The organism is Bombilactobacillus folatiphilus (assembly GCF_023380265.1).
In the GTDB taxonomy this organism is placed as follows: domain Bacteria; phylum Bacillota; class Bacilli; order Lactobacillales; family Lactobacillaceae; genus Bombilactobacillus; species Bombilactobacillus folatiphilus.
Genome location: NZ_CP093366.1, coordinates 1,341,535 through 1,362,217, shown reverse-complemented (window position 1 = coordinate 1,362,217; position 20,683 = coordinate 1,341,535). Strand labels below are relative to the sequence as shown.

At 38.5% G+C, this 20,683-nt stretch carries 21 protein-coding genes and 1 pseudogene; 13 read left to right on the top strand and 9 right to left on the bottom strand.

The window, feature by feature from the left end:
• Positions 1–24: 24 nt before the first annotated feature.
• Genes srlA through MOO45_RS06865 form a run of 4 tightly spaced genes read left to right on the top strand, consistent with a single transcriptional unit; the run spans position 25 to position 2,724 of the window.
• A complete protein-coding gene (gene srlA, locus MOO45_RS06880) occupies positions 25–588 on the top strand; it encodes a PTS glucitol/sorbitol transporter subunit IIC (protein ID WP_249514177.1) in 564 nt (187 codons plus the stop codon).
• An 18-nt stretch (positions 589–606) separates the two neighbouring features.
• Complete coding sequence (gene srlE, locus MOO45_RS06875; protein ID WP_249514176.1) at positions 607–1,608, top strand: PTS glucitol/sorbitol transporter subunit IIB; 1,002 nt, start codon at positions 607–609, stop codon at positions 1,606–1,608.
• Between the two features lie 39 nt (positions 1,609–1,647).
• Complete coding sequence (locus MOO45_RS06870) at positions 1,648–2,031, top strand: PTS glucitol/sorbitol transporter subunit IIA (protein ID WP_249514175.1); 384 nt, start codon at positions 1,648–1,650, stop codon at positions 2,029–2,031.
• A 15-nt stretch (positions 2,032–2,046) separates the two neighbouring features.
• On the top strand, positions 2,047–2,724 hold the full coding sequence (locus MOO45_RS06865) for a fructose-6-phosphate aldolase (protein ID WP_249514174.1): 678 nt from the start codon (positions 2,047–2,049) through the stop codon (positions 2,722–2,724).
• Between the two features lie 119 nt (positions 2,725–2,843).
• Here MOO45_RS06865 and coaBC read toward each other — a convergent pair whose 3' ends face one another.
• Together coaBC and MOO45_RS06855 are read right to left on the bottom strand one after the other, a co-directional pair.
• On the bottom strand, positions 2,844–4,055 hold the full coding sequence (coaBC, locus tag MOO45_RS06860) for a bifunctional phosphopantothenoylcysteine decarboxylase/phosphopantothenate--cysteine ligase CoaBC (protein WP_249514173.1): 1,212 nt from the start codon (positions 4,053–4,055) through the stop codon (positions 2,844–2,846).
• A 15-nt stretch (positions 4,056–4,070) separates the two neighbouring features.
• Positions 4,071–4,772 (bottom strand): hypothetical protein, encoded by a 702-nt coding sequence (locus MOO45_RS06855; RefSeq protein ID WP_249514172.1) that lies wholly within the window; start codon positions 4,770–4,772, stop codon positions 4,071–4,073.
• 160 nt (positions 4,773–4,932) lie between these two features.
• Between MOO45_RS06855 and MOO45_RS06850 the strand changes: the two genes are divergently transcribed.
• Positions 4,933–6,333, top strand: coding sequence for an MFS transporter (locus MOO45_RS06850; RefSeq protein ID WP_249514171.1), 1,401 nt, complete (start codon positions 4,933–4,935; stop codon positions 6,331–6,333).
• Positions 6,334–6,384: 51 nt separating this feature from the next.
• Here the strand turns inward: MOO45_RS06850 and MOO45_RS06845 are convergent, their stop codons facing one another.
• Entirely contained in the window at positions 6,385–6,783 is a 399-nt protein-coding gene (locus MOO45_RS06845) for a MerR family transcriptional regulator (protein ID WP_249515187.1), read from the bottom strand.
• 110 nt (positions 6,784–6,893) lie between these two features.
• Between MOO45_RS06845 and MOO45_RS06840 the strand changes: the two genes are divergently transcribed.
• The 4 genes and pseudogenes from MOO45_RS06840 (at position 6,894) to MOO45_RS06820 (ending at position 10,523) form a co-directional block, all read left to right on the top strand.
• A complete protein-coding gene (locus tag MOO45_RS06840; RefSeq protein ID WP_396022408.1) occupies positions 6,894–7,748 on the top strand; it encodes an aldo/keto reductase in 855 nt (284 codons plus the stop codon).
• 128 nt (positions 7,749–7,876) lie between these two features.
• Positions 7,877–8,397 (top strand): annotated as a pseudogene (locus tag MOO45_RS06830) (alpha/beta hydrolase).
• A gap of 507 nt (positions 8,398–8,904) precedes the next feature.
• Complete coding sequence (locus tag MOO45_RS06825) at positions 8,905–10,221, top strand: MucBP domain-containing protein (RefSeq protein ID WP_249514168.1); 1,317 nt, start codon at positions 8,905–8,907, stop codon at positions 10,219–10,221.
• 110 nt (positions 10,222–10,331) lie between these two features.
• Complete coding sequence (locus MOO45_RS06820) at positions 10,332–10,523, top strand: hypothetical protein (RefSeq protein WP_249514167.1); 192 nt, start codon at positions 10,332–10,334, stop codon at positions 10,521–10,523.
• Between the two features lie 64 nt (positions 10,524–10,587).
• On the opposite strand, the gene MOO45_RS06815 is transcribed toward MOO45_RS06820, so the two are convergent.
• Both MOO45_RS06815 and MOO45_RS08190 read right to left on the bottom strand, forming a co-directional pair.
• A complete protein-coding gene (locus MOO45_RS06815; RefSeq protein WP_249514166.1) occupies positions 10,588–11,370 on the bottom strand; it encodes a DUF1828 domain-containing protein in 783 nt (260 codons plus the stop codon).
• A gap of 5 nt (positions 11,371–11,375) precedes the next feature.
• Positions 11,376–11,576 carry a DUF6978 family protein gene (locus tag MOO45_RS08190; protein WP_396022407.1) on the bottom strand — a complete coding sequence of 67 codons (201 nt, stop codon included), beginning with the start codon at positions 11,574–11,576 and terminating at the stop codon, positions 11,376–11,378.
• A 23-nt stretch (positions 11,577–11,599) separates the two neighbouring features.
• Here MOO45_RS08190 and MOO45_RS06810 point away from each other — a divergent pair, with 23 nt between their 5' ends.
• From MOO45_RS06810 to MOO45_RS06800, 3 genes are all read left to right on the top strand, one after another.
• The gene (locus MOO45_RS06810; protein ID WP_249514165.1) at positions 11,600–12,364 is read left to right on the top strand and encodes a DUF6731 family protein; all 765 of its coding nucleotides are present in this window, start codon (positions 11,600–11,602) and stop codon (positions 12,362–12,364) included.
• A gap of 14 nt (positions 12,365–12,378) precedes the next feature.
• On the top strand, positions 12,379–12,855 hold the full coding sequence (locus tag MOO45_RS06805; protein ID WP_249514164.1) for a hypothetical protein: 477 nt from the start codon (positions 12,379–12,381) through the stop codon (positions 12,853–12,855).
• Positions 12,856–13,586: 731 nt separating this feature from the next.
• Entirely contained in the window at positions 13,587–13,934 is a 348-nt protein-coding gene (locus MOO45_RS06800) for an iron-sulfur cluster biosynthesis family protein (protein ID WP_249514163.1), read from the top strand.
• 70 nt (positions 13,935–14,004) lie between these two features.
• On the opposite strand, the gene MOO45_RS06795 is transcribed toward MOO45_RS06800, so the two are convergent.
• From MOO45_RS06795 to MOO45_RS06780, 4 genes are all read right to left on the bottom strand, one after another.
• Entirely contained in the window at positions 14,005–15,969 is a 1,965-nt protein-coding gene (locus MOO45_RS06795; RefSeq protein ID WP_249514162.1) for a glucose PTS transporter subunit IIA, read from the bottom strand.
• Positions 15,970–15,971: 2 nt separating this feature from the next.
• Positions 15,972–17,621, bottom strand: coding sequence for an alpha,alpha-phosphotrehalase (locus tag MOO45_RS06790; protein WP_249514161.1), 1,650 nt, complete (start codon positions 17,619–17,621; stop codon positions 15,972–15,974).
• A 22-nt stretch (positions 17,622–17,643) separates the two neighbouring features.
• Positions 17,644–18,351 (bottom strand): trehalose operon repressor, encoded by a 708-nt coding sequence (gene treR, locus MOO45_RS06785; RefSeq protein ID WP_249514160.1) that lies wholly within the window; start codon positions 18,349–18,351, stop codon positions 17,644–17,646.
• Positions 18,352–18,462: 111 nt separating this feature from the next.
• On the bottom strand, positions 18,463–19,488 hold the full coding sequence (locus MOO45_RS06780) for a threonine aldolase family protein (RefSeq protein ID WP_249514159.1): 1,026 nt from the start codon (positions 19,486–19,488) through the stop codon (positions 18,463–18,465).
• Positions 19,489–19,658: 170 nt separating this feature from the next.
• Between MOO45_RS06780 and MOO45_RS06775 the strand changes: the two genes are divergently transcribed.
• The gene (locus MOO45_RS06775) at positions 19,659–20,582 is read left to right on the top strand and encodes an NlpC/P60 family protein (RefSeq protein WP_249514158.1); all 924 of its coding nucleotides are present in this window, start codon (positions 19,659–19,661) and stop codon (positions 20,580–20,582) included.
• Positions 20,583–20,683: the final 101 nt, after the last annotated feature.

The following is a 20,683-nucleotide window of genomic DNA, read 5'->3' as shown; positions in this document are numbered from 1 at the left end:
ATTCAAAAATGGAGATGAATTGTTATGAAATATGTTGCAGGTTTTGCCAAAGGCTTTATGCATTTATTTCAATTAGGAGGCAAACAATTTGCGGATTGGGTGAGTTCAATTGTCCCTGTAGTTTTGATGTTGTTAGTGTTAATGAATGCGATTGTGGCCTTGGTGGGTGAAGAGCGAATGAATCATTTTGCGCGCGCTGCATCCAGTAATATCTTTATGCGTTATCTAGTTTTGCCTTTTGTTTCAGCTTTTATGTTAGGTAATCCCATGGCTTTTACGATGGCCCGTTTTTTACCAGAATATTATAAGCCGAGTTATTATGCTTCCCAAGCCCAATTTTGTCATACCAGTAACGGAGTCTTTCCCCATATCAACCCGGCGGAATTGTTTATTTGGATGGGTATTGCACAAGGGGTTCAGAAGCTAGGATTAGACACAATGGAATTAGCGATTCGTTATTTACTTGTGGGATTAGTGATGAACTTTATTGGCGGCTGGGTAACAGACTACACCACTGCTTATGTATGTCGAACTTCGGGCATTCAATTATCTAAAGAGGCTGATACAGGTAAGGTTGCTGAATCATAATTAGGAGGTGCAAGATTGATGGCTAAATGGCAAAGTGTCAAAATCAAAAAAGGTTCTGGTGGATTTGGGGGGCCCTTAATCATTACTCCCACGCCTGAAAAACACAAATTTATTTACGTCACAGGTGGCAGTCGACCGGCAATTGTGGATAAAATTGAAAAAATCACGGGGATGCAAGCAATTGATGGTTTTAAAACATCGATTCCTGATAATGAGACCGCGTTAGCAGTCATAGATTGCGGGGGAACTTTAAGATGTGGAATTTACCCTAAAAAAGGAATTCCTACCGTCAATGTTCTGGCGACCGGTAAAAGTGGTCCATTGGCTCAATTTATTACCCCAGAAATTTATGTATCAGCGGTTAATGTTGATCAAGTGCAAGCAACAGAGAAAGTAGCGACCACATCAACAACCATTTCAGATGATACCGAGACAAAACATTCGAAATATGATAGCAGTCAAACAATTACACAACAAAAAAGCAGCACCAGTCTTTTAGCTAAATTTGGAATGGGTGCTGGTAAATTTATTGCGATTTTTAACCAAGCAGGCAAAGATGCTATTCAAACCGTGATCAATACAATTTTACCGTTTATGGCCTTTGTTTCGTTATTAGTTGGCCTGATTGAAGGATCAGGTTTAGGTAAATGGTTTGCCAAATTGATGGTACCGATGGCTGGTAGTATTTGGGGACTTTTAATTATTGGTTTTATTTGTTCCTTGCCATTTTTATCGCCTGTTTTGGGACCGGGTGCGGTGATTGGGCAAATTATTGGAACTTTAATTGGGGTGGAGATTGGCAAAGGGCATATTCCCCCGCAATATGCCTTACCGGCTTTGTTTGCGATTAATACCCAAAATGCCTGTGATTTTATTCCAGTGGGTTTAGGATTAGAAGAAGCTGATGCTGATACCGTGGAAGTTGGGGTACCATCAGTTTTGTATTCGCGCTTTTTAAATGGTGTGCCACGTGTTTTCGTTGCATGGTTGGCCAGTTTTGGCTTGTATTCGGGTAGATAACAAAGCATGAGAGAAAATGCATTATTGGAGTGAAAAGTTATGGTAGGTGTGAATCCCAAAAAAATTATTTTTGTAACAACGATAAAAGAAATCGGGGCGGAAGCTAAAGAATTCCAAGATATTAAAATGATGATTCTTTTTGGTTCCAAAGCGCCAGATGCTTTACGTTCGTCTTGTTATATCATCGAATTGAATACTGTCAATTCAACAATTAAAGCAGGAATGTTTTTACAAATTAAAAACTATCATTATACTATTACCGCCGTCGGGAGTGAAGTACAAACTAATCTTGGTAATTTGGGTCATATTGCGATTAGCTTTGATGGTTTAACTAAACCCAAGTTGCCGGGAACATTGTATGTGGAAAATGCACCATATCCGGATGTCCATGTAGGTGATAGCATTCAAATTATTGCTGATTAGAGTGGAGGTATTATCATGGAGTTTTTATTGGATACAAGCGACTTACAAGCAATTCAAAAGTACTCAACCATTATTCCCTTAAGTGGTGTTACCACTAATCCGTCTATCATTAAAAAAGGAGGCAAAGTGGATTTCTTTGCACGGATGAAACAAATTAAACAAATGTTAGGACCAGAGCGGACTTTTCATATTCAAGTTGTCGGTACAACAACAGCAGAAATGGTGGCCGATGCGCAGACAATTCGCCAAGAAATCGGGGCAGATGTCTATGTAAAAGTTCCGACGACAGCTGCAGGTTTAGCAGCAATGCAAATTTTAAAAGCAGATGGCTTTGGCATTACCGCTACGGCCATTTATACCGAGTTTCAAGGCTTTTTAGCGACAGCGGCAGGCGCTGATTATTTAGCGCCTTATTATAACCGGATGGTCAATATGAATATTAATGCTGACCAAGTGATTGCGGATATGGCGCAACAAATTAAGCAGTGTGGAGCAAAAACTAAAATTTTAGCAGCTAGTTTTCACACGGTGCAGCAAGTTAATGCAGCCTTAGTGCATGGAGCCCAAGCTGTCACTATGGGACCAGAAATATTAGATACTGGTTTAGGAGTTTCGGCAATTAGTGCAGCAGTCAATGATTTTACTAAAGATTGGCAGTCTATCTATGGCAATACAACAATTGCGACATTGTGATAACAGATAAGTTTAAAATGAAAGAATGCACTTCCAAATTATGACAATTTTGGAGGTGCATTTTATAATTAAACTATTTAAACAAAATAAAATTGATCTTTAACATCTAAAAAACATGATTATTTAAGACTAATTTTTGGCAATAATTGTACCATTTGCTCTACGATCAAATCCGCAATGGCCGTTTTAGGCAGAAGTTCTGTCGTGATTGGTGGCTGATTTTGCGACAACATTGTGACTTGATTGGTATCGCCGTTGAAACCAACGCCGGGTTGTGAAACATCATTAGCTACGACCAAATCTAACTGTTTGCTGACTAATTTGTGTTGCGCATTGACCTGCAAATTTTGAGTTTCGGCAGCAAAGCCCACGGTGATTTGTTGCGATTGTTTGATTTTCGCCACCGATTTTAGAATGTCCGGCGTTTTTTCTAATTCTAAGGACCATTTTGCGGCAGCAGTTTTTTTGATTTTTTGTGCGGCAACTTGGACCGGTCGAAAATCCGTTACGGCGGCTGCCATCACTAAGCCGTCACTATTGGCGAATTGTTCTAAGACAGCATCGTGCATTTGCGCACTAGTTTTCACGGGCACCAACTGAACACCAACTGGTGGTGTTAAATTGGTTGGACCACTGATGAGTATCACCGTGGCGCCCCGTTTTTGTAAGGATTGAGCTACAGTGTAGCCCATTTTGCCGGAAGAATCATTGGCTAAAAAGCGTACCGGATCAATCCGTTCGCGTGTTCCACCAGCCGTCACCACAATTTTTTTACCAGCTAAAGTCGTACTAGTCTGAAAAGCCGAACAGATATTTTGCACAATTTGTTCAGGCTCGGCGATATGTCCCTTGCCCGAATAGCCTTCTGCCAAAAAGCCGACAGTCGGTTCAATGATTTGGACACCATCAGCACGTAAAGTTTGGAGATTCCGTTGAGTTGCGGGGTTGTACCACATTTGATCATTCATCGCAGGTGCCACAATTTTTTGAGCATTGGTGGCTAACAAGGTTAAACTTGCAAGATCGTCAGCAACGCCTTGCGCCATCTTGCACAGAAAATCCGCACTGGCAGGTACGACAATTGCTAAGTCAGTCCACTTGGCAAGTTTGACATGCAAAACTTTATCGGCTTTGGCGTCAAACATATCCGTGTACACTGGTCGTTGCGATAACACTTGAAAACTTAACGGTGTGACAAATTCACCAGCTGCTTTGGTTAGCACGACTTGAACTTGGGCATTTTGTTCGATCAATAAGCGGGTTAATTCTAAAGCGCGATACGCCGCGATACTACCAGTGACGTAAAGTGTAATCTTCTTATCTTGGAGCATACATCTCACCTCGAATTAAGCAACGACTTTAGCTTGTAAGCCAAAAATCACAGCGATTATAATTGCTAATTCATAATCTGTACATAATTTGCCTTGGCGTAAAGCCAAAAGTTGGTCATCAACTGGCGGCCAAGCTTGACCTGTTCGTTGAATAAAAAATTTTTCGGTAATCGCTAATTGTTTCGGATCGGGCCAAATGTACATTAAGCGTTCAAAAGGTGTGATTTTTTGTTGATCCAGCGCAGCAAAAGCTTGAACGCGCTGTTGCACCATGGGCGGCAGTTGACTGTTGGGACACAATAACTGCTGATCTGAGGATAACTGCCAGTCAGTGATTGACTGCCATAAGCTTTGTTGTTCGGACGAGCTGGGGTAGAAATTAGGTCCTCTTTGCTGTAAAAAGTAATCAATGACTGCCACCATGACCGTTTGTTCGTAAAGTGGTTGCTCAGGACTACTTTTAAATTGCCAAATCTCAGGCTCAACTGGCAACCAAGGCTGCTTCCATTGTTCTTCAAAACTCGTTTGGATATCATTGATTTGTTCTTGTACAGGAAAAATGTACGTCATCAATGTGAATGGTTGTAAATTAAATTTAGTGAAATATTGCTTTCTTGCTTGTAAGACATCAGGTAATCCTTGCTCAGGTGCCTGAATGTTTCCTTTTTTGTCTAAAGACCAATCGTAGATGGCCTTATGTAACTGTGTCTGATTCATTAAAAGATCCCCCCTAATCTAATAACCAGTAACTATCAAAGATTTTATAATTTTTTGTCACATTTGCCAAATGTTTTCTAGTTGATTTTGGCGTGTAAAAAACATTTCTAACTTAGTGGTAAAATAAAAAGTGTTTAATTATTGAAGCGAGGTTTGATTAATGCAACAAAAAGTTTCTTGGTCAACTAAAGTAGCGATTGTGTCGGCTGGTTTATTGACTTTTATTGGGATTTTAGTGGAAACTTCCATGAATGTGACTTTCCCCAATTTAATGAAGGAATTTCAAGTTGATTTGGCGACGATTCAGTGGGTTACCACGGGGTATTTACTGTTGGTGACGTTAGTGATGAGTACGACTTCTTATTTGATCAAGTGCTTTGCTGCGCGAAAATTATTTTTGACGGCCACGTTGATGTGCTTAATTGGAACTTTAACTTGCGCCAGTGCGCCGAATTTTATTGTGTTAATGGTTGGGCGTTTGTTAGAAGCGGTGGCGACTGGCTTATCAACACCAACTTTATTCCATATTATTATGTCCAAAGTGCCGGCCAACAAAATGGGGACGTACACAGGTTTTGCGACGATGATTACGTCTTTTGCACCGGCGTTAGGGCCAACTTACGGCGGTATTGTGAATAATTATACGTCTTGGCGCTGGATTTTTATGGGGGTGTTGCCGCTGATTGTGCTCATTATGATCACAGGTTGGCTGACGATTGATGTGAAATCGCAAGCTACACCCCAAAAATTTGATTGGCTCGGCTTATTAAGTCTGGCACCAACGCTAGTGGCATTCGTTATTAGTTTTGATCAAGCTGGGGCGCACGGCTTTTTGAGCTGGGAGTTTGGCTTATTTTTAGTGATTACCTTGTTTTGTGCAGGATTGTTCGGCTGGCATTTAAAGGTTGGTCAAAATCAGCTTCTGAATTTTAAAATTTTACAAAATCCGATTATTGCTAACCGGGCAATTAACTTTTTTATTTTACAATTCATCAATATTGGAATTTCATTTGTGATTCCGATTTTCTCGGAGCAAGTTTTAGGCACTAATTCGATGGTTGCCGGTTTGATTTTGTTACCGGGATCGTTGCTGGGAGCGGTGATGTCCCCGATTGCTGGCAATTTGTATGACCATTTGGGTGCGTTTGTTCCGCTGTTGCTTTCTAATTGTGCGATTATCATCGGCAGTTTGCTCTTTACGCTGTGGACACATCAGTTGAATTTGCTGCTGATTGTTTTCTTTTATTGTTTCATGCGCGGTGGCTTTAATTTGGGCTATGGGAATACGATGTCCGATGCTAGTCAATATGTTGAGGTAATGACTAAACCGGATGTCAATTCGCTGTTTAATACTTTGCAACAATATGCTGGCTCTTTGGGCACCGGTATTTTATCGGCGATTATTTCGACGAAACAATTGACAGCTGCTCATACGCATTTTGCTCAAGCAACAGCACAAGGCAGTCAATTTGATTTTGGACTTTTAGTCGTGTTGGGCGCGGTGGCATTGGCGACGACATTAATTAGTCAACATTATCGTAAACAACAAAGTTTGAATTAAAAAAATGATCTGGTTTTTAAAGTTAATTGGACTTTAGAAATTAGATCATTTTTATTTAGTTTTTACAGGCCAAGTGTCAGGATTCATCACGTCTGTTTGCGCATTCTTGAGTTCATCTTCATATAATTGCTTTTTGTGTTTTAAATATTTGATGCGGGTTTGCACGTCTTTTAATTGTTGTTGCGCATTTTGGTATTGTTCTTCGATTAATTGATAGCGTTCAGGAATCGTCGAAGCTCCTTGCAAACATAAATCGACATAGTGTTTAACATTTTCAATGCTCATCCCGGTTAAACGTAAATTGTGACAACCTTGGAGCCAATTGAGGGCACTTTGGTCAAATAGCCGGCGATTATTTTGGTCACGTTGGACACTGGGTACCAGTCCTTGATCAGTATAATAACGAATGGTGTGTTCGGTCAGATTTAATTGGGTAGCCGCCTCTTTCACAGTTAGCAAATTTTGTTTTCTCCTCCAAAAAATTTTGATTCCAGCTTGACTTCGTGTAACTCGAAGGAACTAGACTAAGTATACATTGAGGATTGATGGAGGTAAAGATAATGGCAGAAATAGCAACTTTGACGTTAAATAATGGGGTCAAAATGCCCCAAGAAGGTTTTGGAGTTTACCAAATTGATGATTTAGAAACTTGCAAACAAGCAGTCAAGGATGCCTTAGAGATTGGGTATCGTTCTTTAGATACCGCGCAGGCCTATCATAATGAGGAGGCAGTGGGTGCCGCAATTGCCGAAAGTTCAGTCGATCGCCAAGATATTTTTTTGACGACAAAAGTTTGGATTTCCAATTATGGTTATGAGCAAACAAAAGCTTCAGTTGAGGAATCTTTGCGCAAATTACAAACCGATTATTTGGATTTGGTGTTATTACATCAACCTTATGGTGATTATTATGGTGCTTATCGCGCTTTAGAAGATATGTATGAGGAGGGGAAGCTTCGCGCGATTGGAGTGTCGAATTTTTATCCAGATCGTTATGTTGATTTGGTAAAATTTAATCGGATTGTTCCCGCCGTTAATCAGTTAGAGACGCATGTGTTTCATCAGCGCCAAATTGATCGGGAATATTTACAAAAATATGGTACGCAAATTGAATCTTGGGGACCATTTGCGGAAGGACGCAACGACTTTTTCAATAATGCGACGTTAAAAGAAATTGGCGCTGAGCATGACAAAACGGCCGCTCAAGTGGCGTTACGCTTCTTAATTCAAGAAGGCGTGGTAATTATTCCTAAATCAACCCATCAAAAGCGCATGCAAGAGAATTTAGATATTTGGGATTTTGCATTAACCGCTGCTGAAATCGAACAAATTACAGCTTTAGATACTAAAACTAGTCTCTTTTTTGACCATGCAGATCCTCAAAGGGTGGAGTCAGTTACGCAATTCACGCTTTAAAAAGATTGATGAATGCAGAAAGCAAGATAAGAAAGTTTGGCTGGCGCCAGGCTTTTTTATTTTGTACATACGTTATGTGAAAAAAGTATATAAGGGATACGAAAATTAATAGAACGGGAGTCATTGGCGTGAATGCAATTATTTTTCATGGGTCAGCACCGCATGCTACTGCAAAGCAGTTTTGGTATCCAAATATTTCACGGAATTTGAATTCACGTGGGATTGCCACAATTGTTGCGGATTTACCGAGATTGGATCAAGAACCATTGACAGAGACATTATTCAGGGAATGCACTTGAAAATTGATCAAGAAACCATTTTGATTGGTCATTCGGCGGGTACCAATATTATTTTTGCTTTGTTAGAACAACAGGCAGTGCCCGTCAAAGCGGTTTATTTGTTAGCTGGCTATTGTCAACCAAATGGCATGCACCATACGACTTTAAAGGATGCTTATGACTGGAAAACGATTAGCCAAAACGCTAATGAGTTTTATATTTTTAATTCGTTCAACGATCCTTTCAATTGCAATGAACAACAGGGTCAAATTTTATTTGAGCATTTGGGTGGAACACTGATTTTACGCAATGATGGACACTTCACGCAAAAGCAGCAGCCGTTATTATTGACGTTATTGGAACAGTATTGAAATATTAATAACAAACGATTTATAAAAAAATCTTATCAATAATAAAATGATTAATTATCAGTTATAAAAATATTAAATTTTGTATAAATCATAATCATTAGGAATAATTTTAATGAATTAAATATATATCATTTTGTTTTTGCGCAAAAAAATTAACATAAATTGTTATTTGTATTTCTAGACTATTTGCAGAAGTAAATTAAACGTTTTATACTGAAATCAATTTCACAAGTGTAATTGTCTGCAAAATTAGAGGAAGTATGATAAAATGCGCGATTATTTTTATTTAGCTAAAACTAATAGTAACTATAAGAAAATTCTTGGGGGTCACTCCTTTTAGGATTGTGTTTTCTATTCCAAATTAGTTTCAGTATGCCAGTCAACGCGTCAATTAAAACAAATTTTGCAGAAACAATTAAATCTGCTCAATTACTTACGGGTGCTGACACGAATGCGATCCAACCATTCTAAAAAAATTTGACTCCAAAGTCAATTACTTGGCAAACGATGGATAAATATCCTGGGGTTAATTTAGTTTCTGAGATGGGATCCGGAGCGCCAGCAGTGGATGCAGCACATTCGTTTCGCCCCATGTTCACGGATCAGACGCAAGTTAGCTATGGTTCGGATGATCCTAATGTGAATTATCAAGTTGAACAAGCTACTTTGTTTCAACATCCATCATCTGATTATGTTGTGTTTCGGGCACCGCTAAATGATGTTATACAAAGTTGGGCGAAGTATACGAACGTCGGGTTTTATCAAGGAAAAAATGTTGATGTTAAAGTAGATGTTGCCCAGCAGCAGCCAGTGAAAACTAAATTTGGTTTGATTGATTTGGGGATAGATACTAATTCTTTTTTGGTATGCGGTTCGAACTCGGGTTCCTCTAACGATGATTATACGATTTCGGTTGATATTCATTTTTTAGATCATGCTACACAAAAGCCGCTCATTTTATCAGGATACTGGTTCTTTCTGGAAATTAATGAATTGAAAATTGTGACGGTCAATACACCGATTCAAAAATTGATTACGATGACGCCAGCCAAAAATCATTTATCGTTTCACGATCAAATTTTTCAAGGGACGGATCCATCAGGGACTGGTCCTACATCATCGGGCTTGACGCTGACGTATGATCGGGTGTCAGATTTTTCTTATTCGTTTGGACCTAATCCCAAGACACCGAATGGTGGGGGAACAGTTGATTACACGCAGGATTCGTTTAGTAATATTCAAGCACCACCGCCGGCAATTAAAGGTTTACCTGTGGCCAATGCTTATCAAGATAGTTCTTTGTATGAAATCAATCAGACTGTGCCTTATGAAAATGTGCGTGGTTATTTTACTGGTTGGAAAGTGTCGTTACCGATTGATCCCTTGATCATAGTGAATCCGAGTTTGACAACAGTAACCGATACGAATGGAACCAATGTGACCAAGAATTTTGATATCCAATTAGTTAACAATCAGTTGGGAGTCACGGCCAAGTCAAGTGTTTTGAGTCAGGCTACTTTTTACAATCGCTTGTATCGGATTCACGTCAATGGCCATTTAGTGCCAGATAGTTCGAAATGGTTACCAAAAATGAATGAGCAGAATGTGATTGAGGTGGCGGGCACACCGACGGAATTTGATAAAATGAATACGGATAGTTGGAGTCAATCCACGGGGAATACTGATTCCGTACAGTTTGAGGCGCCGACAGGGCAAGTGACGGTGAAATATGTTGATAAAAATCAGCAAGCCATTGCGCCTGACAAAGTTACCACGGGTGTGATTGATACGGCTTATCAGACTAGTCCCAAAACGGTTATTTAATCCCAAAGTGATTACGGGTAGTGCACACGCTTCTTATAGTTTGAATTCAGCGACGGTAGTTTATCAGTGCTCGGCTCAGTCCGTTTCATTTGGTGGATGATGTGGGCCAAATGACAAATCAAACAGGTTTAGATCAAGCAGGCGCTAGTTCGGCCACGCAGTTATTGCACTCGACAACTCCGGGAAATCAGACAATTTATTATTCCAAAGTAGAGTTAGTTTTGCCGAATGGCATTTTGGGAACCAAAGCAGGCAAGTATGGCGCCACGATGACGTATAATATGATAAATAGTGTTGATTGATATGAAAAACAGAAAGTCTGGCTTATGCTGGGCTTTCTGTTTTTTATGGGCATGAAATTAGTAATTATGCGCTAAATTCTTTAATATATTGTTTTTTTTGACTATATAAAACCGGTTCAATTTGGTTATCTTTAAAAAGCTTGATGATTTCTGTTTTAACTTGCTTGTGGCCATCTTGATCGTTTAAAAAGACATAGTAATTGGTGTCCGATTCGGTGACATATCTAGTTTGTTCGATATCAGCCAATATTGCTTTGGCGTACAGTGAATTGTTTTTGCTCGACATAGTTTTAATTAATTTTTCTGGGATTTTATTTGCAATTCCCGAAATGGCAAAATCATATTTATGAGGCAGACCACTTTTACCAATATAAGAAATATTTTTGAATGTTCGAATGTTGTTTTTGGTAAAAAAATTGTTGACATCTTCCAGAAAAATATCCGTTGTTTTCTTGTGATTTAACATGAACATATCATTAATAAATAAAATTGCTTGCAGAAAACGATGCTTATCTGCAGCAAATTTGTCAATATGGGTTTGAATATATAGTTCATCATCTTGAAGCTGAACACCGTAGGCATTTAATTGTGTATTCAATAATTTTTTGCGACTAGGTGAGTGCAGAATATTGAGTCCTAAAGATTGTAAATTGTCTAATGTCCAACCATCGTCAGTTATTCTTAAATTATCAGCGTCTTCAGATATTACATACATAACAATTTCATCAGAAAAATTGTCTAAAAATGGTAAATCAATGCGAACAGTCTCATTAGAAATTTGTTGATATTTATAGGATTCTTTTACCCATTTTATATAAGCTTCACTTAACTCTTTGGCATTAGCCATAAAATTCACGACCTTTCATACTTGATATTTATGAAACTAATAAATTTTTCGAATGATTCTTCTAAGCTGTCTGTAGAAATAAAATTACCGTATTTGCTTAAATCATAAGCATATGTGTGATTGTTGTCTTCACTAGAATCAAGCTTATATATGTGTAGATGATTGCCACTTACTTTAGTATTATCTGTACGATTTAAGTAAACCATCTTTAACTGATGAACAGTTAAAGATGATGGGTGGTTATAATTTATTTTACGCTCATTTTACTAGACTTAGAGATGAAGGAATAGCTTTAACTAAAAGTTCTGACGATTCTTTGGAAGAATTAGATTTGGATAAAGACGAATATGTAGCTGAGGACATTGGTATGATTTTTGATACACAGTTCTGTTCATTATGTATTCAGAGAAATTTTCATAGTTTATCTATAACAGGTATTACGGAGTATTTTCAAGAGATGTACAAGAAAATGAATGATAAAGATGAATCTGGTATTCATGAACTTGATATATATTTTAAACCTGTTGCAGATAGAGAAAAATTACAAAAATTGAAGGATATAGATAATTATAGAAGTATCGAATTATCATATGCGCAAGGAAATGAAGATATCCCTTCGTATGCTTATCAGGGACTGTCTTATTTTAAAAAAGTATTAGAAGATTTAGATGGAGAAAAAATTTCTGTTGTCATATCCGTAGGTCATTCACAAAAGAAATCTTTAAAGCGCGAATTGACTAAAAAAATAAGTGAACTGGTTCAAGACCATAAGTCTAGCTTTAAAAGAGCAAAGTTAAGGGGAAAAATAGGAAATCAAAGAGTGGAACCATACGATTTACTTAATGAAAAATTGACTAGAACAATTAATTTTGTTAATAGGGAGAAAGGAAAGAAAAAACATTTAAGAAAAGACGTAGTTTTAGATAAGTTAATTGAGAATTATTTTGGCGTGGAAGGTATGTCGTTTAGAAGTATTTTAAGTGACAATGTATAAAAGGGGATTTAATTTTGAAACGGTCCGTATATATAAAACCTTATTTTTTTGGCGTAATAGTTGATATTGTTCTTTTACTGTTGAAGTATTATTTGAATTTTGATTATACTTCCAATGGTATGAGTAGTGCTCTTGATTCAATTGTAGGATTTTTGTCCATTATCATTGGTTTTTATACGGCTTTTTACGGAATTATTATTTCTGAAATGAAATCTTCACTAATGAAAAAATTGATGGATTCTAAGGATAAAGATGAATTACCTAAACTCTTAAAAAGGTGTATAGGATATTCATTTTTTAGTTTGATTTTAACGATTATATTTCAGCTGCTTATTTATTATAAAAATCGGATAGTATTATTATTTTATTTCCTATGGGCTTTTATATTGGTGGTCTGTATAACTTATGCTTACATTGTTGCACAACTTTCAATTTTTTTGATTTTTTACGGTGAAAAAAAACCTAAGAAAAAAAAGAAATTCGATAATTAATTTGTTTTAAATAGTATTTCAATTATCTACGTGAAAATTTTAGGAAGTGAATTTGCATGGTGACTAATAAAAAATCAACTTAATAGTAATATAAAAAATTTAAGCTATAAAAAAATAAGAAACAGTTGTTTGCCTATTTGTTCTTATTTCTGGCTGATATTTATGATTTTAATGACTATTTTCTCTTTATATTTATGTAGTATATAAATAAATGTTTTATATGCATGAAATTTATAACATTTTTACTAATTTGTATTTCAATTCTGTCTTTTAAGATTGTTCGTCTACATAATAGAAAATCTATTGAATATTTAAAGGAAATACGAAGATATGATATGGAAATATTTAAACAGTTGGAAAAAGAATCGGCAAATACATCAACAATTTCTGTTATTATTTCTTTTGTATCGGTTGTTATAGCAATTGCGTCGTTGTACTTTTCTTTTGGTTTGAAATATACGTCTTTTACTATTAATCAACTGCATGATTTTACAGAAGTATACGCTTTATTGAAAACTTTTGTGTATTGTGGTGTGTACGGGATGGTTATATTATCAGTTATAGTCATATATTTTACCTATCAAACAATTGCTAATTCTATTTTTCATTATATGTTAAGTTGTTCCACATACATGAGCTATAATGAACTTACAATTAAATCTGATGATAAATTATTTTGTGAGTTTCGGTATAAAGTAAAAAAGTTATTCACTACAAAGGAGATGACCACAATGTTTCTCACAATTACACCAGCAGCGCAAGTTAAGTTGCAACCTTACGTTGATCAAAAACTGACATTACTATTGAATTTTAATGATGGCGTAGGTGAGTTTGCGCATGACGAAACCAGTTGTAGTTTAGACGTTGATTTTCAACTGCTAATCGTTCAGCAGTTGGCGGCCGATTCGGCGTTTAACCAAAAATTAGCAACTTCTATGGGTGATTTTTGGATTAAGGATTATTCGGCGACTTACTTGGACGACCAATTAACGTTAGACCTTACTGCCAATGGTAGTTTGAGTTTGTCAGGAGCTCACGCAGGTTTGATTGATGGCCATGTTGATTTGCTTAAAATTTAACAGTTTCAGCTTTGCTTATGCGAAAAAACGCCATGACATTCAGTCATGACGCTTTTTAGATTCTATTCAATTAATTTAAACTTTTCTTCTGGGGTGCTTGCTTCGGTTTCTTAATATCTGATTCTTTAAAACCAAAGAAATAAGTTAATAAGAAAGCAGCGACAATCGTAATTAAAGAAACAATCCAGAAATACAGCAAATTGTTTGGATTACCGTGGCCAGCTTTGGCAACAAATGATGGAAAACCAATCAAACTACCGGTAAAACCATACATATCCACTTTGAGTAAGCCGTTAACTAAACCACCAATTGCGGCACCAAGACTGGAAGTCAGGAACACACGTCCATATTTTAAATTAATTCCGTACATGGCAGGCTCAGTAATCCCAACGGCTGCGGAAATGGCGGCACTCAAAGACAAACCCTTTAATTCAGGATTATGCTTTGTTTTAAACCAAACAGCCAGCGCACCAGCTCCTTGGGCAATCATGGTCACAGATACGATGCCGTTTAAAACGCTGTGCCCAGTGGAAGCAATGGCGTTGGCAATCAGCGGAATGACAGCCCAATGAAGTCCAAAGATGACCAACACTTGATAAATTCCACCAATAATCATGCCAGACAAAGCGCTATTCACAGTTAATAACCATTGCAAGGCGTCTGCAATGCCTGTGGAGATGAAGGAAATCAATGGTCCTACGATGATTAAGACTGTCATTCCAACTAAGAAAATTTCGACTAACGGGGTGAAAATTAATCTGAGTGTTACTGGCATCCATTTTTTAATCCAAGGCTCCAGCTTAGCAGCCATCCAAGCAGCAAAAATCATTGGGAAAATGGAATAGGTATATTGAGGAATGTGGATGGGAATACCGAAGAAAGACGAATTAATCCCGACGCCTAATAAATAGGAACTAAATTTACCTGAAGCGTAAACTTTCACCAGATCAGGATAAATCAAAAAGCCACCAATAATCGCAACAATGACCGGGTTAGAGCCAAGTTTTTGAGCAGCAGTGAAACCGACAATCAATGGTAAGAAATAAAAGGCGGCGTCACCCATCGCGTTGATAATCATATAAGTTGAAGAGGTGCTTGACATATGGAAAAAGGTCGTCATGATATTCAAAATTCCCTTTAGCATGCCGCTGGCCGCCAGCAAACCAATCACGGGCATCATCGAGCCTGTAATAATATTGATTAGCTTGAAGAAACCGCTTTTAATTTTACCGCCAAAAGTAGTCGGGGTTGTTGCAACTGCTTTGGGTGCTTGAGCTTGGGTCACCGCATGACCAAGAATTTGTTCGCAAGCATCATAAACATCGTCGACTGTTTGTCCAATCACGATTTGATATTGACCATTGGCGCGAGCAACATCAAGCACGCCTTTAATTTGTTTCACTTGGGCGTCATCAGGAATCTGGTCATCTTTCAATGTAAAACGTAAACGCGTGAAACAATGAATCAAACTGTCGATATTGTCAGCACCGCCAACCGCCTTAATGACGTCTTGAGCCGTGACTTGATACTGGTCTTTTTTGGATAAAGTTTTGGTTACGGTTGCAGGATTCGTTTTGAGATTCACCGTGGCGGCCGATTGACCTTGTTTAATTTTGCCCGGCTTAATCTGTAAATTATCGATAGAATCGTTTGCATTAGTGATAGCCACAATGATTGTGGTCTTTTTGCCAGCTTGTTGAATTTGTTGGCGGTTCATTTGGCCTAAAACTTGGCCAGCGGTGACTTGCTCACCTGTCGCAATCTTCAATGTGAAGGGTGCGCCGTTTAAATTAACTGTATCAATTCCTAAATGTAACAATATTTCCATACCGGAAGCTGTTTTTAAACCAATGGCATGTTGAGTTTGGGCGACCGTCACGACTTTGCCACTCACCGGCGCCACAATCTGATCATTTGTGGGTTCTAATCCAAAGCCCGGACCCATCGTTTCTTGAGCAAAAACAGGATCGGCAATTTGCTTCATGGGAATAACAGTTCCCGTGGCCGGAGCTAAAATTTGAATCTGATCGGACATAATTAATCCTCCTCTTGTTTGAATAATGCTAAAGTTGTAAAAGCTTTGAGCGTCAATGTTGCTTGTAATTTGATCTTTGGTTCATTGGTGATTAAGATTGCAGCTTTTAACCAGGGGGCTGGTAGCGCAACTTGGATCTCATGGTCGGCAAAATTATTTAAAACTAATAATTGTTCATTATCCAAGCTGCGTTGATAAGCGTACAACCAATCAATTTCTTGACCAAAAGGCTGGTAGTCGCCATCTTGAATCAAGCGGTATTGTTTGCGCAACGCAATTAACCGTTGGTAAAATGGAAAAATTTGCCCATGCTGCAGTTCGGCTTCAACATTAATTTGCGCTTGATTCGTTACTTTGAGCCAAGGTGTGCCCTTAGTAAAACCAGCTTGGGCGCTATCGTCCCAATGCATGGGCGTTCGTGAATTGTCGCGCGCTTTGGTTTTAATGATTGCGAACGCTTCCCTGGGACTTTTTCCTTGTTGCAGTAAAGCTTGATAAGCATTGTGAGCTTCAATATCCACGTAATCATCCATACTATGATAATCGGGATCAATCATCCCAATTTCTTCACCCATATAAATATAAGGCGTCCCACGGTTGAGATGCATACAAGCCGCTAACATTTGCGCACTTTTGACGCGATATTGCTTAGCAGATCCGAAGCGGTTTATGGCCCAAGGCTGATCATGGTTGTTCCAAAATAACGCCTGCCAACCTTGGGGTTGCAAACCTTGTCCCCATTGATGAAAAATTTGTCGCAATTGATGAAAGTCGTAAGGTACATTGGTCCATTTTTGCCCATTTTGGTAATCAGTTTTGAGATGATGGAACTGAAACACCATGGACAGTTCATGATTGTTAGGATCCGTGTAAGCTTTGGCACTAGGAATAGTAGTGGATGACATTTCGCCAACTGTTAAAGCTGCCGGTGCTTGATCAAAACTATTCTGCGCTAACTCTTGAATCCAAGGTTGGACCAAGGGGGTATCCGTGTACATCATTTTACCGCTCTGACCAGGGGGGGCACTTTTGAGATCCAAGCTTTTGCCGATCACATTTAAGACATCAAACCGAAACGCGTTGATACCCTTTTGTCGCCAAAAATTGACAATCTGCGCCAGTTCTTGCCTGACATGTGGATTGTGCCAATTCAAATCGGCTTGATGGGGATCATAAAGATGGAGATAATAATTGCCTGTTTCGCCAAACGGTGCCCAAGCGTTGCCACCAAATTTAGATTGCCAGTTGTTGGGGAGTGCTCCATTAGCTTTTGGAGGACGAATATAGTAATAATCTTGGTACTTTGTGTCGCCAGCTAATGCTTTTTGAAACCATTCGTGGTGTGTGCTGGTATGATTAAAAACCATGTCTAACATGACACCAATCTGTTGTTCTTTTAAAAGGGCGACCAATTCCTCAAAATCGGCCATGGTACCAAATTTAGGATCAATTTGACAATAATCAGCCACGTCGTAACCGCTATCATATTGAGGCGAAATAAAAAAAGGATTGAACCAAATGTAGTCAATATGCAGTTGCTTGAGATAATCCATTTTGGCAATGATGCCCTGTAAGTCGCCAATGCCATCATTATTGCTGTCATAAAAAGACTTGGGATAAATTTGGTACACTACTTTGTCATGCCAATTCATAATCGACTTCCTTTCTCATAGTTTAATAGCGCCGTGCAAAGTCTTGAAAGCGGAACTCAAATGCACAATGCCGCGAGATAGTGTATTGAAACGGTGTAGTGTCGGCTAAGTTGGTAATACTTTTGACAACTGCTACCGGTTCATGTGGTTTTAAATCCAAATATTGTTGATCTTGCTGAGTACTTTGAGCTACCGTGATTTCCTTTTGTGCGTAACTGATTTTTAGTTCCAGTTCTTGTTCAATGTATTGATACAATGAAGTTTGTGCGACCTGTTTAGAAATATGGGGGATTACAGTGGCGTTCAGATAGTCAATATCCAAAATTCGTGCACGATTTTCGATCCAACGGACTCGCTTGACGGCAATTACATCTAATGGTTCCACGCCCCCTAAACTAATGAATTCATCCGTCGGCAAAGTAGTTTTTTCAATGCTGATGAGTTGCGTTTGATTGTCCAAATGTAACTTCTCGGTGAATTCTTGATAACTAATAATTCCTGACACGCTCAATGGGTACTTGGGTTGCGTCAAAACAATGGAACCGCGACCCTTTTGCTTTTGGATGTAGCCTTGATTTTGTAGTAATTGCAAGGCTTTGCGCACAGTATCACGCGAAACTTGGTATTGTTGCGTAAGCTTGTTTTCGCTGGGTAACAAACTATTTGGTGGATAAATTTGGTGGATAATTTGGTGCTTGAGTTTATTAAAAATAAAATTTATCTTGTGCATAGCATCAACTCACTCTTATCATTTGATTAATTTAATTTTAAAACTTGTACGGACAAGTTGTCAAACAAAAAAATAAGCTCATCAAATTTTGATCAGCTTATTTTACGTAATTTAAAGTTGAGCAATTAAGAATTCGACTTGCTGTGCGGTAGTGGCCCAAGAAGTTACGCAACGAACAACGTCGTGTTCACTGTCAAAAGTGGACCAATGATTGAATTTGAGCTTATCTTGGAATTCAGTCATCTGTTGTTTAGGCATGATAAAAAATTGCTGATTGGTCGGCGAATCCACAAATAGTTGATAATGTTTGGCTTGCAAGGCCGCTTTAATCTGTAAGGCGAAGTTATCCGCTTGTTGGCTAATTTGAAAGTATAAATCATCTGTAAACAAAGCCAAAAATTGGGTACTGATTCCGCGTCCCTTAGCCAGTAAAGCCCCGTGTTGTTTCAATGCTAAGGAAAAATGTGCAGGAGCATTGTTGTGCGTGAATACTAAGGCTTCTCCATATAAAGCACCTACTTTGGTCCCCCCAATATAAAAAATATCACTTAAGTGGGCCAAATCAGCCAAAGTTAAATCGGCTTGCGGGCTCATGAGACCGTAGCCTAAGCGCGCACCGTCAATGTATAGTAGCAAGTCGTTTTGACGGCAAGTTTGAGCAATCTTTGTCAGTTCGGCTTTCGAATAAATCGTTCCAAGTTCGGTCGGATAAGATAAGTAAACCATTTTGGGAATAACCATTTGTCCATGATTCGGATCGACATGCCAAGCCTCCATATAAGTTTGTAATTGCTTGGCACTAATTTTGCCATCTGTACTGGTCAATGGCAAAACTTTATGACCGCTGAATTCGATAGAACCCGCTTCATGATCGTTGATGTGCCCACTTTGGACTGTAATCACGCCTTGATATTTGGTTAACATGGTATCAATGACCACTTGATTAGTTTGCGTCCCACCGCTTAAAAAATAAATATTAGCTTCTGGGCAATTCATTACTTGTTGTAATTTTTCGATGGCCATTTGCGTTAATATATCTTGACCATAACCAGGTTCTTGCTGTAAATTATAATTGTTTAGCGCTTGCAGAACTTGAGGGTGTGCCCCAGCCAGATAGTCATTTTCAAATGAGATCATTTGTTTCTCCTTCAATGTTTTTACTTATTATAGTAGTTTTGGTCTCATATTGCAGTGCCTTTCAAGTAACTATTAAGAATTTATTAAACACAAATGCTTCACATTTGGGACAAACAGATGTACATTATTAGTTGTAGAGATTGTTCAATTGTTTGAGTAAGGATTTGATAATGATGAATAAAATGAATGGTGTTTTGACAGTCGGTACGTTGGCGGTTGCTGGGGTGACTTTGATGGCAAGTCGGCCGACAATGGCTAAAGCAGATACACAAGCAACTAAAATTGCCACGACCACGCAACAAAGTCATGCAATTAATTTATATAATAGTAAAGGTGAATTTTTAGCGAAGCGGATCTTGCCAGTCAATACACAATGGTTGGTCGGGCAAGTTGCCTATTTTGATGGCGGTAGTCAGAATTTTCAACATGCTTTAATGTATCAAGTTGCGCGCAATGAGTGGTTGCCTGCCGCAGACAGTAATTTAAATGTGACGCCAGTGGATGTGCCAACAATCAATTTAGATAGTGGGCAGACGACTGCAGCACCGACAGCTCCAGTTAATACAGCTGCTTCGAGCCAACAAACTGCTCCAGTTGTGAATAATGGTGATGCGGTTTCGACTGCGCGCAGTATGTTGGGTGATTTTAATTATGGAGCTACTCACGGAGTCGGCAATATTGGTTCGGTCGCTAATCCCAATCCTAACGGGGTCACGGATTGTTCTGGCTTTGTTTGGTTAGCTTTGGCCAAAGCGGGAGATCGTGTGCCTGCTAATATGGGCTGGTACACAAAGTCTATGGAAGATGATGCAAAAGGTGCCCACCAGTGGTTGCAAGCCATTGATCCTAGTCAAGCACAAGCTGGTGACGTAGTCATTGTGAATACCAATTATGGTTCGGGGCAAAATGGACATACAGCAATTTTAGAAGGCCCTTGGCAAAATGTTGCACCCGCAAGTAATATGACACCTGTTATTCAGATGGGTGGCCGCACAACTGCCCAGGGTGTCAATGAAGATGGTTTTGCGACATCTTTCTTAAGTTTATTACAAGGTAATTATACATTAACTTTTGCACGTCCTATTCATCAGTAATCCTCGTGGTCTTAAACTTTTAGCTTAAGGCTATTTTTGTCCTCTTTTTTAAAATTAAAAGATTGTAAAAACTAAATTAGTGATTTATAATGTCTTTTATC